General features: G+C 68.7%; 14 protein-coding genes and 1 tRNA gene. 6 read left to right on the top strand and 9 right to left on the bottom strand.

Annotation, left to right across the window (positions count from 1 at the left end; genetic code table 11):
* Positions 1-113 precede the first annotated feature (113 nt).
* Positions 114-2,405 carry a (Fe-S)-binding protein gene (locus tag ACFVKT_RS11620; RefSeq protein WP_385730172.1) on the top strand — a complete coding sequence of 764 codons (2,292 nt, stop codon included), beginning with the start codon at positions 114-116 and terminating at the stop codon, positions 2,403-2,405.
* A 74-nt stretch (positions 2,406-2,479) separates the two neighbouring features.
* Here ACFVKT_RS11620 and ACFVKT_RS11625 read toward each other — a convergent pair whose 3' ends face one another.
* The gene (locus ACFVKT_RS11625; protein ID WP_385730173.1) at positions 2,480-3,313 is read right to left on the bottom strand and encodes a helix-turn-helix transcriptional regulator; all 834 of its coding nucleotides are present in this window, start codon (positions 3,311-3,313) and stop codon (positions 2,480-2,482) included.
* 101 nt (positions 3,314-3,414) lie between these two features.
* Between ACFVKT_RS11625 and ACFVKT_RS11630 the strand changes: the two genes are divergently transcribed.
* The 3 genes from ACFVKT_RS11630 (at position 3,415) to ACFVKT_RS11640 (ending at position 6,693) form a co-directional block, all read left to right on the top strand.
* Positions 3,415-4,140: an SDR family NAD(P)-dependent oxidoreductase gene (locus ACFVKT_RS11630; protein WP_385730175.1), complete on the top strand. Its 726-nt coding sequence runs from the start codon at positions 3,415-3,417 to the stop codon at positions 4,138-4,140.
* A 142-nt stretch (positions 4,141-4,282) separates the two neighbouring features.
* Positions 4,283-5,614, top strand: coding sequence for an FG-GAP repeat domain-containing protein (locus ACFVKT_RS11635; RefSeq protein WP_385730177.1), 1,332 nt, complete (start codon positions 4,283-4,285; stop codon positions 5,612-5,614).
* 71 nt (positions 5,615-5,685) lie between these two features.
* The gene (locus ACFVKT_RS11640) at positions 5,686-6,693 is read left to right on the top strand and encodes a Yip1 family protein (protein ID WP_385730179.1); all 1,008 of its coding nucleotides are present in this window, start codon (positions 5,686-5,688) and stop codon (positions 6,691-6,693) included.
* Between the two features lie 90 nt (positions 6,694-6,783).
* Here ACFVKT_RS11640 and ACFVKT_RS11645 read toward each other — a convergent pair whose 3' ends face one another.
* From ACFVKT_RS11645 to dcd, 4 genes are all read right to left on the bottom strand, one after another.
* On the bottom strand, positions 6,784-7,926 hold the full coding sequence (locus ACFVKT_RS11645) for an IS30 family transposase (protein ID WP_385731048.1): 1,143 nt from the start codon (positions 7,924-7,926) through the stop codon (positions 6,784-6,786).
* A gap of 243 nt (positions 7,927-8,169) precedes the next feature.
* Positions 8,170-8,328: a hypothetical protein gene (locus tag ACFVKT_RS11650; RefSeq protein ID WP_385730181.1), complete on the bottom strand. Its 159-nt coding sequence runs from the start codon at positions 8,326-8,328 to the stop codon at positions 8,170-8,172.
* 1 nt (position 8,329) lies between these two features.
* Positions 8,330-8,845 (bottom strand): phosphoribosyltransferase, encoded by a 516-nt coding sequence (locus ACFVKT_RS11655; protein WP_385730183.1) that lies wholly within the window; start codon positions 8,843-8,845, stop codon positions 8,330-8,332.
* Positions 8,842-9,417: a dCTP deaminase gene (gene dcd, locus ACFVKT_RS11660; protein ID WP_385730185.1), complete on the bottom strand. Its 576-nt coding sequence runs from the start codon at positions 9,415-9,417 to the stop codon at positions 8,842-8,844. Before dcd ends, ACFVKT_RS11655 begins: the two co-directional genes overlap by 4 nt.
* Before the next feature lie 516 nt (positions 9,418-9,933).
* Between dcd and ACFVKT_RS11665 the strand changes: the two genes are divergently transcribed.
* Together ACFVKT_RS11665 and ACFVKT_RS11670 are read left to right on the top strand one after the other, a co-directional pair.
* Positions 9,934-10,007, top strand: a tRNA-Gly gene (locus tag ACFVKT_RS11665).
* A gap of 292 nt (positions 10,008-10,299) precedes the next feature.
* Positions 10,300-10,965: a hypothetical protein gene (locus ACFVKT_RS11670; RefSeq protein WP_385730187.1), complete on the top strand. Its 666-nt coding sequence runs from the start codon at positions 10,300-10,302 to the stop codon at positions 10,963-10,965.
* A 42-nt stretch (positions 10,966-11,007) separates the two neighbouring features.
* Here ACFVKT_RS11670 and ACFVKT_RS11675 read toward each other — a convergent pair whose 3' ends face one another.
* The 4 genes from ACFVKT_RS11675 to ACFVKT_RS11690 form a co-directional block, all read right to left on the bottom strand.
* Positions 11,008-11,418, bottom strand: coding sequence for a PIN domain-containing protein (locus ACFVKT_RS11675; RefSeq protein WP_385730189.1), 411 nt, complete (start codon positions 11,416-11,418; stop codon positions 11,008-11,010).
* Positions 11,415-11,636 (bottom strand): type II toxin-antitoxin system VapB family antitoxin, encoded by a 222-nt coding sequence (locus ACFVKT_RS11680; RefSeq protein WP_270082585.1) that lies wholly within the window; start codon positions 11,634-11,636, stop codon positions 11,415-11,417. The genes ACFVKT_RS11675 and ACFVKT_RS11680 overlap by 4 nt, the downstream gene beginning before the upstream one ends.
* A gap of 239 nt (positions 11,637-11,875) precedes the next feature.
* Positions 11,876-12,376: a DUF4440 domain-containing protein gene (locus tag ACFVKT_RS11685; protein WP_385730192.1), complete on the bottom strand. Its 501-nt coding sequence runs from the start codon at positions 12,374-12,376 to the stop codon at positions 11,876-11,878.
* Between the two features lie 174 nt (positions 12,377-12,550).
* Positions 12,551-13,699, bottom strand: a complete 1,149-nt coding sequence (locus ACFVKT_RS11690; protein ID WP_385730194.1) for a M24 family metallopeptidase — start codon at positions 13,697-13,699, stop codon at positions 12,551-12,553.
* Positions 13,700-13,981 lie beyond the last annotated feature (282 nt).

A 13,981-nucleotide genomic window follows, 5' to 3' on the forward strand; every position in this document is an offset into this window, starting at 1 on the left:
GTAGTCTCAGACCGACTGCATAAGTTACCGCTTAGTAATCATCGCAATCACCTCCGAAGCAGCTCTCGAAGCAGCTCTCGGAGCAACACCTCGCAGGCCCGAGGAGCCCCCAAATGCAACTCGCCGCGATCATTGTGTCGCTGGTACTCGCCGTGGTCGGCGTGGCGCTGTTCAGCAGAGCCATCGCACAGATCTACCGGTTCGTACGGCTCGGCCAGGACGTCCCCGCGGGCACCCGCACCGACGACTGGGCCGCGCGCACCGTCACGGTGGTCAGGGAGTTCCTCGGCCACACCCGGATGAACCGCTGGGGCGTGGTCGGCGTCGCGCACTGGTTCGTCGCCGTCGGCTTCTTCTCGCTGGTCGCGACCCTGGTGAACGCCTTCGGGCAGCTCTTCCAGGCCGACTGGGTGCTGCCGGTCATCGGCCACTGGCTGCCGTACGAGATCTTCGTCGAGTTCATCGGGCTGATGACGACCCTCGGCATCCTCACGCTGATCGTCATCCGTCAGCTCTCCAAGGCGGACAAGCCCGGCCGCAAGTCCCGCTTCGCCGGGTCCAACACCGGCCAGGCCTACTTCGTCGAGTCCGTCATCCTGATCATCGGGCTCGCGATCATGACCCTGCGCGGCCTGGAGGGCGCCCTCGCCGACGTGCACGGCTACGAGGCCGCGTACTTCGCCTCGTACCCGATCGTCGCCGCCTTCAAGGGGACGGACGTCGGCACGCTCCAGAACCTGATCTATCTCACCGCGATGATCAAGATCGGGACCTCGTTCGTCTGGATGATCGTCGTCTCGCTGAAGACCGACATGGGCGTGGCCTGGCACCGTTTCCTGGCCTTCCCCAACATCTGGTTCAAGCGGAACGCCAAGGGCTCGGTCGCGCTCGGCGGGCTGCTGCCGATGACCTCGGGCGGCAAGGACATCGACTTCACCGATCCCGGTGAGGACGACGTGTTCGGTGTCAGCCAGGTCGAGCAGTTCTCCTGGAAGGGCCTGCTCGACTTCTCCACCTGCACCGAGTGCGGGCGCTGCCAGTCGCAGTGCCCGGCCTGGAACACCGGCAAGCCGCTCTCCCCGAAGCTGCTGATCATGTCGCTGCGGGACCACGCCCACGCCAAGGCTCCCTACCTGCTGGCCGGCGGCGGCAAGGACGCCGAGGGCGCGGAGAAGGCCACCAAGGAGCAGCTCGCGGATGTGCCCGCCGCCGCCCTGGCGGAGGCCGAGCGCCCCCTCATCGGCACCCTCGAAGAGAACGGCGTCATCGACCCGGACGTCCTGTGGTCCTGCACCACCTGCGGCGCCTGCGTCGAACAGTGCCCGGTCGACATCGAGCACATCGACCACATCGTCGACATGCGCCGCTACCAGGTGATGATCGAGTCCGCGTTCCCGTCCGAGGCGGGCACGATGCTCAAGAACCTGGAGAAGAAGGGCAACCCCTGGGGGCTGGCCAAGAAGCAGCGCCTGGAGTGGACCAAGGAGGTCGACTTCGAGATCCCGGTCGTCGGCCGCGACATCGAGGACCTGTCCGAGGTCGACTACCTGTACTGGGTGGGCTGCGCCGGCGCCCTGGAGGACCGGGCCAAGAAGACCACCAAGGCCTTCGCGGAACTCCTGCACATGGCGGGCGTCTCCTTCGCCATCATGGGCGGCGACGAGAAGTGCACCGGTGACTCGGCCCGCAGGCTGGGCAACGAGCCGCTGTTCCAGGAGCTCGGCATGGAGAACGTCGCCGCGCTGAACATGGCGTACGGCGAGGACGACGAGGACCCGGCCACGAAGAAGCCGAAGTCCGCGAAGAAGATCGTCGCCACCTGCCCGCACTGCCTCAACACCCTCGGCAACGAATACCCGCAGCTCGGCGGCGACTACGAGGTCATCCACCACACCCAGCTGCTCCAGCACCTCATCGACGAGGGCAAGCTGGTCCCGGTCACCCCGGTGGAAGGCCTGATCACCTACCACGACCCGTGCTACCTGGGCCGCCACAACAAGATCTACACGCCCCCGCGCGAGATCATGTCCGCCGTCCCGGGCCTGCGTCAGCAGGAGATGCACCGCCACAAGGAACGCGGCTTCTGCTGCGGCGCCGGCGGTGCCCGCATGTGGATGGAGGAGCGCATCGGCAAGCGCATCAACAACGAGCGGGTGGACGAGGCCCTTTCGCTGAACCCGGACATCATTTCCACCGCCTGCCCGTTCTGCCTCGTCATGCTGACCGACTCGGTCAACGGCAAGAAGGCTGCATCTGACAGCGGCTCCGCCGCGGGCGGCCAGGCCAAGGAGTCCGTCCAGGTCGTCGACGTCGCCCAGCTCCTCCTCGACTCGGTCAGGACCCCGGCCGACCCGGCCGGCCCGGCGGAGACGGAGAGCGTGCCGGAGCCGGAGCCGGTGAAGTGACGTAGCAGGTACACGGATTGACGCTGCAGGGGCCGGGTTTCCTCGGCCCCTGTGGCATTTCCTGCGGAAGTTCCTCAGGGAGTACTGAGCGTCTGCGTCCCCAACACCCCCACCAGCGCCATCCGTTCGGCGTCCTCCGTGCCGGGCTCGGCCGTGTAGATCATGATCCGCAGATCGCAGCCCGCGACGCTCAGCACATCGCAGTCCAGCGTCAGGGGGCCCACCTGCGGGTGGTCGATGGTCTTGCGCGAGGACTCGGGCCGGCCCACCGCGCCCGAGTCCCACAGTTCGGCGAACCGGGCGCTGTTCGTGCGCAGTTCGGTGATCAGCCGCCGCAGCCGCTGGTCCGCGGGATACCGGTTCGCCGTCGCACGCAACTCGGCGACCTGCGTGGCCTCAAGCGTGCGCAGGGCCTCCGGGGTGTGGCGGACGCGGTTGCCGGAGCCGAGGAAGTTGCGCCACACCGCGTTGCGGTCGTTGCCGTGGTACTCGCCCATCAACGCCACATACAGCGGGTTGGCCAGCAGCAGCGTCCAGGCCGCGTCGCTGACCGCGACCGGCGTTCCGGTCAGCCTGTCCAGCATCCGCTGAACGCTCGGCGTGATGTACGCCGGCACGGTGCCCTTCCCCGGCGGTACGAGCCCCGCGACATGGAAAAGGTGCTCGCGCTCGGCTCCGGACAGCCGCAGCGCCCGGCCCAGCGCCTCGACGACCTGCTCCGACGGGTTGGCCGCCCGGCCCTGTTCGAGGCGGGTGACATAGTCGACGGAGATCCCGGCCAGCAGCGCGAGCTCCTCGCGGCGCAGCCCGGCCGCGCGTCGCCGCCCGCCGACGGGCAGCCCGGCGTCCTCCGGGGAGAGCTGCTCGCGCCGGCGCCGCACCGTGTGCCCGAACTCCGTGGTCGCCATGGATCCACTGTGCACCGCCCGGCTCGGATCGTCCTGGTACTGCCAGTCCCAGGAAAACGGGACGCCTGGCTGACCGCCCGCCTCCGTCGCACTGTGGAGCCATGGAAACCACAGCAACAGCGACTACAACCCTGATCACCGGAGCGAACAAGGGTCTCGGCTTCGAGACCGCCCGCCGCCTCGTCGCCGCGGGCCACACCGTCTACGTCGGCAGCCGCGACGCCGAGCGGGGCCGCCGGGCCGCCGAGCTGCTCGGTGCGCGGGCGGTCCAGCTCGATGTCACCGACGACGCGTCCGTGGCGGCCGCGGTGAAGGCCGTCGAGGCCGGCGGAGGTCTTGACGTACTGATCAACAACGCCGGTATCGAGGAGCGGGGTGACAACAACGCCGTGATCGGCGCCGCGGACGTGACCGCCGACCTGATGCGGTCGACCTTCGAGACGAACGTCTTCGGCCTCGTGCGCGTCACCCACGCCTTCCTGCCGCTGCTGCGGCGCTCCGCCGCCCCGGTCGTGGTGAACGTGAGCAGCGGCCTGGGCTCGATGGCCCGCATCGCCACCCCGGACAGCCCGGCGTACGGCTACCCGGGCATCGCCTACCCGGCCTCGAAGACGGCGGTCAACCTGATCACCGTGCAGTACGCGAAGGCGTTCCCGGGGATGCGGATCAACTGCGTCGAGCCCGGCTACACCGCGACCGACCTGAACGGCCGCACCGGCACCCAGACCGTCGAGGAGGGCGCCGAGATCATCGTCCGCATGGCCCGGACGGGCCCGGACGGACCCACCGGGGGTTACTTCGACATCGACGGCCCGGTCCCTTGGTAGTCGACGGCCCGGTCCCTTGGTGATCGACGGCCCGGTCCTCTGGTGACCCCCGAGTGACCCACCCCGCATGTCGTTCCCCTTAACTCCCCGCCGCAACAGGGCCATCATGTGACGGTCGTTGTCGACGGTGTGTTCGAGATGGATGGTGCGCGTGCGAGGAAACGGGAGCGGAATAGGTACGGCGGCTGCCGTCACGGGGCTCGGATGTGCCCTGCTCCTGACGGGCTGCGCGGGAGGAGGCGCCGACAGCTCCGCGGCGCCCGCCACCCGCGACCCCATCACCGTGGCCAACGCCCCCGCCCAGCTCCCCGTCCCGCGCGGCGAGGGCAGCGAGACGGCGGACGACTTCAACGGCGACGGCCACCCCGACCTCGTACTGAACGACCTGGTCAAGGGTCCGGACGACACCCACGGCGACGACGCGGGCATCGGCATCGTGTACGGATCGGCCCGGGGCCTCACACCCGGCGCCCGCCAACTCCTCAGCCCCAGCCGCCAGGCGGCCCCCACCGACGGCCAACTCCCCGCCGTCTTCGACGCGGAGGCGAGCGGCGACCTGGACGGGGACGGCTTCACCGACCTCGTCGTCTCCACGGACCCGCCGTACAACGGACAGGGCATGCCCCCCGTACCCCTCCAGATCCTCTTCGGCTCCCCGTCGGGCCTGACGGGCAAGGCCGTGAAGCTGGCCATCCCCGCGAAGGCGCGCTTCGGCAACGAGTGGCCGGACCAGCCGGTCCCCGGCGACTTCGACGGAGACGGCGCGACCGACCTCGTCGTGCACGCCTCGAACGGTCAACTCAGCTATCTGCGCGGCCCGTTCACCCGCAAGGGCGCCCCCCGCGCGGCGGGCGCTCCCCTCGCCTCCCCGGGCAACGTGCCCACGGGGCCCGCGGCCGATGTGAACGACGACGGCTACGACGACCTTCTCGTCCGTACGGCGGAAGGCGCGGCCTCATCCGCGATCGTCCTCGGCGGCCCGGAGGGCCCCACGCGCACCGGCGCCACCCTGCCCACCGGCATCGACGTCGCCCTCGGCAGCTTCGGCAGGGGCAAGGCCCTGGACGCGGCGGTCGGCGCGATGGGCGGCACCTCGCTGCGCTACGACCTGCCCGGCACCGCCCGGTCCAGCATCGGCACCGCGGGCTCGGTACTCGACTCCGGCGACTTCGACGGGGACGGCCTGAGCGAGCTCGTCTCCAGCGGCTCGGAACTACGGCTGATCCGAGGCCGTACGACCGGACCGTCCACGGCGGGCATGGTGACCGTCCAGCCGCCCGCCCAGGGCACCACCCGCGTCCTCACCGTCGCCGACTTCACCGGGGACGGGCGGGCGGACCTGGTGGTACGGACGTACCCCGGAGAGACCAAGGACACGGTCGCGCTTTACCCGGGGGAGAAGGAGGGCCTGGTGGCGAAGAAGCCGACGGTCACCTTCTCCACGTCGGAGTTCCTGGAAATGAACAAGCCCTGACCTTCCCGCTCCGAGGGCAATGGCGGCGTATCTGACATCCCGTAGGGGGCGCCAGGGAATCCCCCTACGGGATGTCACAGCTCAGCCGCAAAGCCGGGCCGGGAAGGCCGGGCCCGGCACATCACTCTCCGGGACCAGGTACGTTCGATAACGTGGCTGGATTCAGGATCGGACGCGGCCGGGACAACCGCGCCCCGCAAGGGCGACCGCAACAGCAGCAACCGTCGTACGGGCAGCAGGCCCCGCAGCCTCCCCAGGGAGGCGGGCCGTCGTACGGCTACCCACCCGCGCCGCCGCAGCAGTACGGCGGCGGGCAGCAGCCGTACGGCGGACAGCAGGGCGGCTGGCCCCAGGCCAACGGCGGTGGCGGCATGGGTTACGGCGAGCCGGAGTACTTCGGTGACGGGCACCCGCAGCAGGGCCCGGACCCGTACGCGGCGAACCAGCCCGGTCACACCCAGGCCTTCTCGGTCGGCGAGGACCCGTACGTCCAGGGCGACACCTACCGCGCCGGCCAGGCTCCGGCGCCGCCGGTGGGCCCGCGCCTGCACTGGAAGGACCTGCTGAAGGGCATCTTCGCCCGCCCCAACCAGACCTTCCTCCAGATGCGCGACTACACGATGTGGGCTCCGGCCCTCATCGTGACCTTCCTCTACGGCCTGCTCGCCGTCTTCGGCTTCGACGGAGCCCGCGAGGACGCGATAAACGCCACCCTGTCGAACGCGATCCCGATCGTCCTGACGACGGCCGTCGCGATCGTGCTCAGCACCTTCGTCCTCGGCGTGGTCACCCACACCCTGGCCCGCCAGCTCGGCGGCGACGGCGCCTGGCAGCCCACGGTCGGCCTCTCCATGCTGATCATGTCCCTCACGGACGCCCCGCGCCTGGTCGTCGCCATGTTCTTCGGCGGCGACGCCTCCTTCGTCCAGCTCCTCGGCTGGGCGACCTGGGTCGCCGCGGGCGCCCTCCTGACCCTCATGGTCAGCAAGTCCCACGACCTCCCCTGGCCCAAGGCCCTCGCCGCCTCAGCCATCCAACTGATCGCCATCCTGTCGATCATCAAGCTGGGTACGTTCTAGTACATCCGGTACGTCACGTACGTACGAGAAGGCCCCTGGAAAGCGCAGTGGGCAGTTTCTAGGGGTCGTTGCAACACGTGGTCGTGTTGATCAGGCCGCGAGCAGTTTATGCAGGCGCTCGGCTGGGGTTTCCCAGCCGAGCGTTTTGCGTGGGCGGCCGTTGAGTTCGGCGGCGACGGCGTCCAGGTCCTCGCGGGTGTGGACGGACAGGTCGGTGCTCTTCGGGAAGTACTGCCGCAGCAGGCCATTGGTGTTCTCGTTCGAGCCGCGCTGCCAGGGGCTGGCGGGGTCGCAGAAGTAGACCGGGATGTCGGTGGCGACGGTGAACTCGCGGTGGCGTCCTATCTCGCTGCCCTGGTCCCAGGTCAGGGACCGCTTCAGATGGGCCGGGAGACCTTGGACGGTCTCCACCAGGGCGTCGCGGACCAGTTCGGTGCCCCGGCCGCTGGGCAGGTGCAGGAGCATCACGTAGCGGGTGGCGCGCTCGACGAGGGTGCCTATCGCGGAGGCACCGTCCTTTCCGATGATCAGGTCGCCTTCCCAGTGGCCGGGTATCGCTCGGTCCTCCACCTCGGCGGGGCGCTCGCTGATCATCACCATCGGGTCGCGGAAACGGGGCTGGCGCTGCTGGGCCTGGCGGCGGGGCTTGCGCCGGACGCGGCCGGTGCGCAGCGCTCTTGCGAGGTCGCGGCGTAGTTCCCCCCGGCCCTGGACATAGAGGGCCTGGTAGACGGTCTCGTGGACCACGTGCATCTCCGGCCGGTCGGGAAACTGGGTGCGCAGGGCCTGGCAGATCTGCTCAGGGCTCCACCGTAGGTCCAGGTGGTCCTGGATGAAGGCGCACAGTTCGGGGTTCTGCTTGATCTTCCCGGCTTTGGGGCGGAGCCGGCGGGCGTCCGCGCGGGCCTGGGCAGCATGGGGGCGGTAGTGCCACAGTCCGCGGGTTCCGACGGTGCGGTTGCGGCGGATCTCCCGGCTGACCGTGGACGGGCTGCGGTCCAGTTCAGCGGCGATCTGCCGGACTGCTGCCTTCTCCCGCAGGCGGTCGGCGATGTAGATCCGCTCGTCCTCGCGCAGGTATCGCGACGGACCAGAAGGCGGCACCACCGGCCGAACCGGGGATACCGCCTTCTGCTTGCGGTCGGCATTGCGGCCGTTCCGCCAGCGCCGGCCGGTCTTGTCGTTGATGCCGACGATCCGGCAAGCCTGGTTGTTGCTGAAGCCCTGCTGCATGAGCTGGAAGTATGTCTCCCGTTCACGCAGCAGCTTCGTCGGACCCTGAGCCGTCCGGATCTCCCGAACCTTGAAGTCCATCGCATCCCCTGAACTGGGGTGTTGCGACGACCACTAGAACGGAAGGTGCGCCACCGGGGGCCTTCTCCATGTGACAGGCGAGGTCAGGCGTCATACAGGTAGGTCAGGCGTCAAGAACCTGCCCGGCCCTCTTCACCACGGGCGGTTCGACACTCCAGGCGGTCAGTCACCTGCGAACACGAACAACCCGACGAGAATGAAGATCACCCACGCGGCGAGTGCGGCACAGACGATGAAAGTGATCAGGCTGTTCGCCGTGGCCAGCTTGGACCAAGCCTCCTCGGTCGAGCGCACTCCCTCCGGACCCTGCTCTAAGCCCACGTCAGAGCGCTTCCTTGGACGGAGTGATCGGCTCGCCGGACTTACGTACTACGGGCAACACGCTCCACGGGAAATTGATCCAGCGATCAGTCGTCTTCCACACGTACTCACACTTCACCAGAGACTGCGGCTTCTCGTAGATCACAGCCGAGCGGACCTCCGCAGCATGCGCCAGCGCGAAGTCATGCACGAGTTTGAGGGTCTTCCCGGTGTCGGCGACATCGTCGGCGACGAGGATCTTCTTCGATCTGAAGTCGACCGCATTGGGCACTGGCGGCAGCATGACCGGCATGTCCAGCGTCTTGCCGACACCCTCGTAGAACTCGACGTTGACAAGATGGATGTTCTTGCAGTCCAGCGCGTATGCCAGGCCGCCCGCGACGAACACTCCGCCGCGCGCGATCGACAAGATGACGTCGGGCTCGTACCCGTCGTCGGCGATTGTCTGCGCGATCTCGCGCACGGCGGTGCCGAACGCCTCGTAGGTCAGGTTCTCCCGCACGTCTGCGTCGCTCACACCTGGGTCCGATGGAAGTTGAGGAAGGACCGGGACGCGGTCGGTCCACGCTGTCCCTGGTAGCGCGACCCGTACCGGTCACTGCCGTAGGGGAACTCGGCCGCCGAGCTGAGCTGGAACATGCACAGCTGGCCGATCTTCATACCGGGCCAGAGCTTGATGGGGAGGGTCGCCAGGTTCGACAGTTCGAGGGTGACGTGCCCGGAGAACCCGGGGTCGATGAACCCCGCGGTGGAGTGGGTGACGAGCCCGAGCCGCCCGAGCGAGCTCTTGCCCTCGAGCCGCGAAGCGAGGTCGTCGGGGAGCGAGATGACCTCGTACGTACTGGCGAGGACGAACTCCCCGGGGTGGAGGATGAACGGCTCGTCGCCCTCGGGCTCGACGAGCCGCGTCAGATCCGCCTGTTCGACGGACGGATCAATGTGTGGATAGCGGTGATTCTCGAACACCCGGAAGTAGCGGTCGAGCCGCACGTCGACGCTCGACGGCTGCACCATGGATTCGTCGTACGGATCGATCCGCACCCGTCCGGAATCGATCTCGGCCCGGATGTCCTTGTCTGAGAGAAGCACGCCCCGAGGATACGCGGGGACTGTCTGCAATTGCGCACAGTCCCCCGCACCTCACACAGGGCCTGCAGTTTCCCTACCGCTCCCTACCCCGCCCTCTATCGCTTCTCGAGCGTGACCGGTACGACGTTCCGGAGCCGCGCACACCGCGGACACCGGATGAGCCGACCAGGACCGAGCCGCTCGGCCTGCTGCATCGGGAACGAAGCGGTGCTGAACACGTGCCCCTCGGCACAACGGACGACGGTGCGCTCCATCAAGTCCTCAGAGTCCCTTCCCCAGAGCCGCGTCTGACTGACGACGAAAGCCCACATTACGGGACGTAATGGATGACCCTCCAGGCGGCACTCCGGTCGCACACAGACCCTCTTCCGCGCCCCCACCGTACGCCCCAACTCCGGCCCCCCGCAGCCGCATCCCCTCCCCCGGAACGCACCCTGGCCCCACGGCTTCAGCGCCGGGGGCCAGGCATGAGGTAGAGTGAGCGGGCATTCGACACCGGCCAAACCGGCGTCTTACGCGGGTGTAGTTTAGTGGTAGAACATCAGCTTCCCAAGCTGAGAGTGCGAGTTCGATTCTCGTCACCCGCTCCATCCTGAAACCCCAGGTCAATGACCTGGGGTTTGTTTGTTGGCACGAAGCCGCCGAAGCCCTCGACACCCCGTTGCCCCCCCCACCGCAGAGCGGCGCGATCTGGACGCCACTCGCGCTCCTTGGCCTGCCTGTGTTGTCGCGGTTGGTGGTATAGCCAGAGTCCAGGACACACGGCAGCATGGACCGTCGGCAGCCAAGGGGGCACGCCGGGGCGCGGACGGGGCGTGAGCGAGCCATGGGATTGGGCAGAGAGCTCGGCAAGGACGCGGACCCGCGACCATCGACAGCTCGTTGTTCAACGCGCCTTCCGTACCACTGGGTTTCCCGGGCGGCACGCACAGCCAGGGGCTGGAGCAGACGGAGACGACGCGGCTGTTAAGTGCGGCGACCTACTTGCGACCTGACTCCACAGCGGAGTTCCGCACATGGCAGAAGAGAGGGCGGGCCAAGCTCCAGAAGAAGCTGACGCCCGAGTTCGTGCAGAAGCGGCTGGACAAGAAGCAGAGAGCACAGAAGGATGCCGACGCAGGCGAGGTGCCCGAGAAATCACAGCCGAAAGTAATCATCGGGCACGGTTATGTTCGCTGGGTACGCAACCGCGTCGCCGTCGGCCGCCCTGTACCCGCCTTCGGTTTGCAACTCACCCCGGTCATCGAGCGCTGCGCCGCCGCCGAGGATTTGCTGTACCTTCGCCGGGCCGTCATGACCCTCGCCGTACTGGCCGGACTCGCGCGTCTGCGCACCACAGCCGCAGAGTTGGCCCCATTCGTGATGGTCGTTGGCTTATGGGCCGCTTTCGTCCTTCTCGATCTCACCGCCCAGCAACGTCTCGACGACACCGACGGCCGCACCGTGGCGAGGACCACTCTGGAACAGATCCTGACCAAATGCGACGGCGTCCCCGGACTCGTAGCCCTGGTGAGTTCCGCTCTCGCTTTGATCGCCACCTTCGCCTGACGGTGAGGACAACTCCACAACCTGTCAGGCGCTGAAAAGGCCTCAGACGATGTCGTGGACGTTGTGCTCGGTCAGGTCGGATGCGTGCCGGGCAATAGCGCGGTAGTCGGCATCGTCGTGGAGGACAGCCAGGCCGTGGTGGGCCGCGGTAGCGGCGATGACGAGGTCCACCGCCGAGGCACTGCGATGCTCCCCGGCCTGGGCCATACGGTGTTGCACCGCACTGATCCAGCGCCCTGCGTTCTTCGGCACCGCCGCGTCGAGATAGAGATCGGTGAACATCTCCGTGATCTCGTCGTACTCGCGTCCGTTCCGGGCGCTGTGGAGAAACTCGGCGCGTTGCATGTAGCAGGATGCGATGGCGCCGGCATCGATCGCGTCGTACCAGGCCGATTGCAGTTTCGGATCGCGGAGCAGCCGGACAAGGCCGGACGTGTCAAGCAAGTAGATCACCGGCTGCGCTTCTCCGCCCGATGCAGGCGCTCGGCGTCCTCGACGGCACCCCACTCACGCGCACGCTCGAAGTGACGGCTGATGCGCGCCGCACGCTCCTGCTGCTCGGCGTAGAAGTGCAGAGCGAGATTGACCGCCTCCTTCTTGGTCCTGACCTTGGACAGAGCCATGGCGCGCTCCAAGGCATCGTCATCGATGTCGATCTGGGTCACAGACATGGGGCACCTCCTGCGCAATGTTGGTGATGTACATAGAAGAATACTTCACCAACATACGCGGGTCCACGCCTGAGTGCCGGTCCCGGCATGTGCAGACGCGACGGAACACTCCAGATCGGCGCGAGAGTCGATCCGATCCGATCGGCGTAAGCGTCGCGCGCACCCGGCTGCTGGTAGCGCCCGTGCCCACAGCGTGCCCGTAAGAACGGACAACCACGGTCGACAACGGGAACCCCAGGTCAGTGGCCTGGGGCTGTTGTGTTGCCGGAGTTTCTCCCCTGCTCCGGAGCACTCTGGACGTCCTCGTGCAGGTGTACGACGAGCCAGTGGCCGTCGGGGTGGGCGCGGCGCAGGACCGCGGTGTTGCGGGCCAGGTCCGGCGGGGCCGTGCGGAAGTCGACTCGTAGCCAGTAGCGGGCCACGGCCAGGTCTCCGAAGACGTCGACGATCTGGCCGTATGCCGTGAGGCCGGTCTCGGCGGGGCCGCCGTCGGCCGTGGGGCGGTTGTCCCGGATCTGGTTCAACTCGGTTCTGCCGCAGAGGAGTTCGGGGGTCGCCGAGTCCCAGATGGTGGCCTCGGGGTCGAGGAATGAGTCGATGTGCTCGCGGTCGCCCGCGGTGTAGCCCGCGTACATGCCCGTGATCACCGCCCACACCTCGGCCAGGTCGGCGGGTGCGCCACCCGGGCGGGCGCCGTCGCCGGCGGCGGGACGGGCGGAACGGGACGGTGAAGTGGGCATGGCTCGATCCTTGAGTGGGTGAGTGGCGGTTCGTCGGCGATGTGGCGGCCCGCGGCCCTGGCCACCGTCGTGCCGACGGTGTTCTCCGCCTCGGTACTCAGCGTCAACCGGGGAATGTGGGGCGTCGCCGGGTCCTGTCCCCGGTCCGCTCGTCTTCTTGTTCACGGGTCCGGGTCAGGGGAGTACGACCAGATCCCGGGGGATGCGGTTGAGGCGCTCCCCGCCCTCCTCCGTGCAGATCACGATGTCCTCGATCCGCGCCCCGTACCGGCCGGGCAGATAGATGCCGGGTTCGACGGAGAAGGCCATGCCCGGTGTCAGCGGGAGCGGATTGCCGGTCACGATGTAGGGCTCCTCGTGGCTCTCCAGGCCGATGCCGTGTCCGGTGCGGTGGATGAAGCAGGGCCCGTATCCGGCGTCGCTGATGATGTCCCGGCCGACGGCGTCGAGTTGTCCGGCGGTGATGCCCGGCCGTACGGCGTCGGTCTGGGCGCGTTGGGCGCGCAGCAGCACGTCGTGGAGCCGGCGGAAGTCGGCGGGTGGCTCGCCCACCGCGTACACGCGGGTGGAGTCGGAGCAGTAGCCCTCCTGGGTCGTACCGCCGATGTCGACCACCACGGGATCGCCGGGCCGGATCGTGCGGTCGGACAGTTCGTGGTGCGGGCTGGCGCTGTGCGGGCCGGAGCCGACGATGACGAAGTCGACGCGGGCGTGCCCCTCCGCGGTGATCGCGTCCGCGATGTCCCGTCCGACCTCGCGTTCGGTACGTCCGGCCCGCAGCCACTCGCCCATGCGGGCGTGCACCCGGTCGATGGCCGCGCCGGCCCGGCGCAGGGCGGCCACCTCCTGCGGGGTCTTGCGCATCCGCAACTCGTTCAGCACGTCTCCGGCCAGTTCCTGGCGGGCGCCCGGCAGGGCGGTGCGGAAGGCGATGGTCTTCTCCGCCCACATGCGGTTGTCGACGCCGAGGCGGGCCGTCCGGGCGGGCAGCCGGGCCGCCACGAGGGCGTAGGGGTCCTCGGTCTCACTCCAGGCGGTGATCTCGATGCCCAGGTCACCGGCCGGGGACGCCTGGGCGGCGGGTTCCTCCAGGGCCGGTACGAGGAGGAAGGGGTCGCCGTCGGCCGGCAGGACCAGGCAGGTGAGCCGCTCCAGCGGCAGGGCGTCGTAGCCGGTCAGGTAGCGCAGGTCCGCGCCGGGCGAGATCAGCAGGGCGTCCAGACCGGCTCGGGCCGCGGCCTGTCCGGCGGTGCGAAGGCGGCCGGCCGGGTACAGGGGCGCGGGCGGGTCGGCCGGGTGGCAGGGGTGGCCGTCGTCGGGCATCGGGGCTCCGTGAAGTCGTGAAGTGTCGTGCGGGCGGAAGGGTCGCCGGCGGGGTGCCGCTGACGCGGGGCCGCTGGGAACGCCGTCGGTGGGTTGGGGGCCGGTGGCCGCGTCCCGGTGGGGCCGTCGTCGGGAGGTCGCGTTGTGCGGAGGTGTATTGGGGTGGAGCGGGACCGGGGCGGATCGATTCGGGTCATGAGGAACGGGGTGGGGCGCGCGGCCCCGGGTGGGTCACTGGACCGCGCGCACCCGGCGGGCCCCACGGCCGCCGCCGGGAGGGCG

Source organism: Streptomyces sp. NPDC127595, from assembly GCF_042671685.1.
Taxonomy (GTDB): Bacteria; Actinomycetota; Actinomycetes; order Streptomycetales; family Streptomycetaceae; genus Streptomyces.

What these genes read in the sequence shown, in the direction of transcription:
- ACFVKT_RS11620 (WP_385730172.1), top strand. Translation starts at nt 114, where the DNA reads ATGCAACTCGCCGCGATCATTGTGTCGCTGGTACTCGCCGTGGTCGGC.
- ACFVKT_RS11625 (WP_385730173.1), bottom strand. Translation starts at nt 3,313, where the DNA reads ATGGCGACCACGGAGTTCGGGCACACGGTGCGGCGCCGGCGCGAGCAG.
- ACFVKT_RS11630 (WP_385730175.1), top strand. Translation starts at nt 3,415, where the DNA reads ATGGAAACCACAGCAACAGCGACTACAACCCTGATCACCGGAGCGAAC.
- ACFVKT_RS11635 (WP_385730177.1), top strand. Translation starts at nt 4,283, where the DNA reads ATGGTGCGCGTGCGAGGAAACGGGAGCGGAATAGGTACGGCGGCTGCC.
- ACFVKT_RS11640 (WP_385730179.1), top strand. Translation starts at nt 5,686, where the DNA reads ATGTCACAGCTCAGCCGCAAAGCCGGGCCGGGAAGGCCGGGCCCGGCA.
- ACFVKT_RS11645 (WP_385731048.1), bottom strand. Translation starts at nt 7,926, where the DNA reads ATGCAGCAGGGCTTCAGCAACAACCAGGCTTGCCGGATCGTCGGCATC.
- ACFVKT_RS11680 (WP_270082585.1), bottom strand. Translation starts at nt 11,636, where the DNA reads ATGTCTGTGACCCAGATCGACATCGATGACGATGCCTTGGAGCGCGCC.
- ACFVKT_RS11685 (WP_385730192.1), bottom strand. Translation starts at nt 12,376, where the DNA reads ATGCCCACTTCACCGTCCCGTTCCGCCCGTCCCGCCGCCGGCGACGGC.
- ACFVKT_RS11690 (WP_385730194.1), bottom strand. Translation starts at nt 13,699, where the DNA reads ATGCCCGACGACGGCCACCCCTGCCACCCGGCCGACCCGCCCGCGCCC.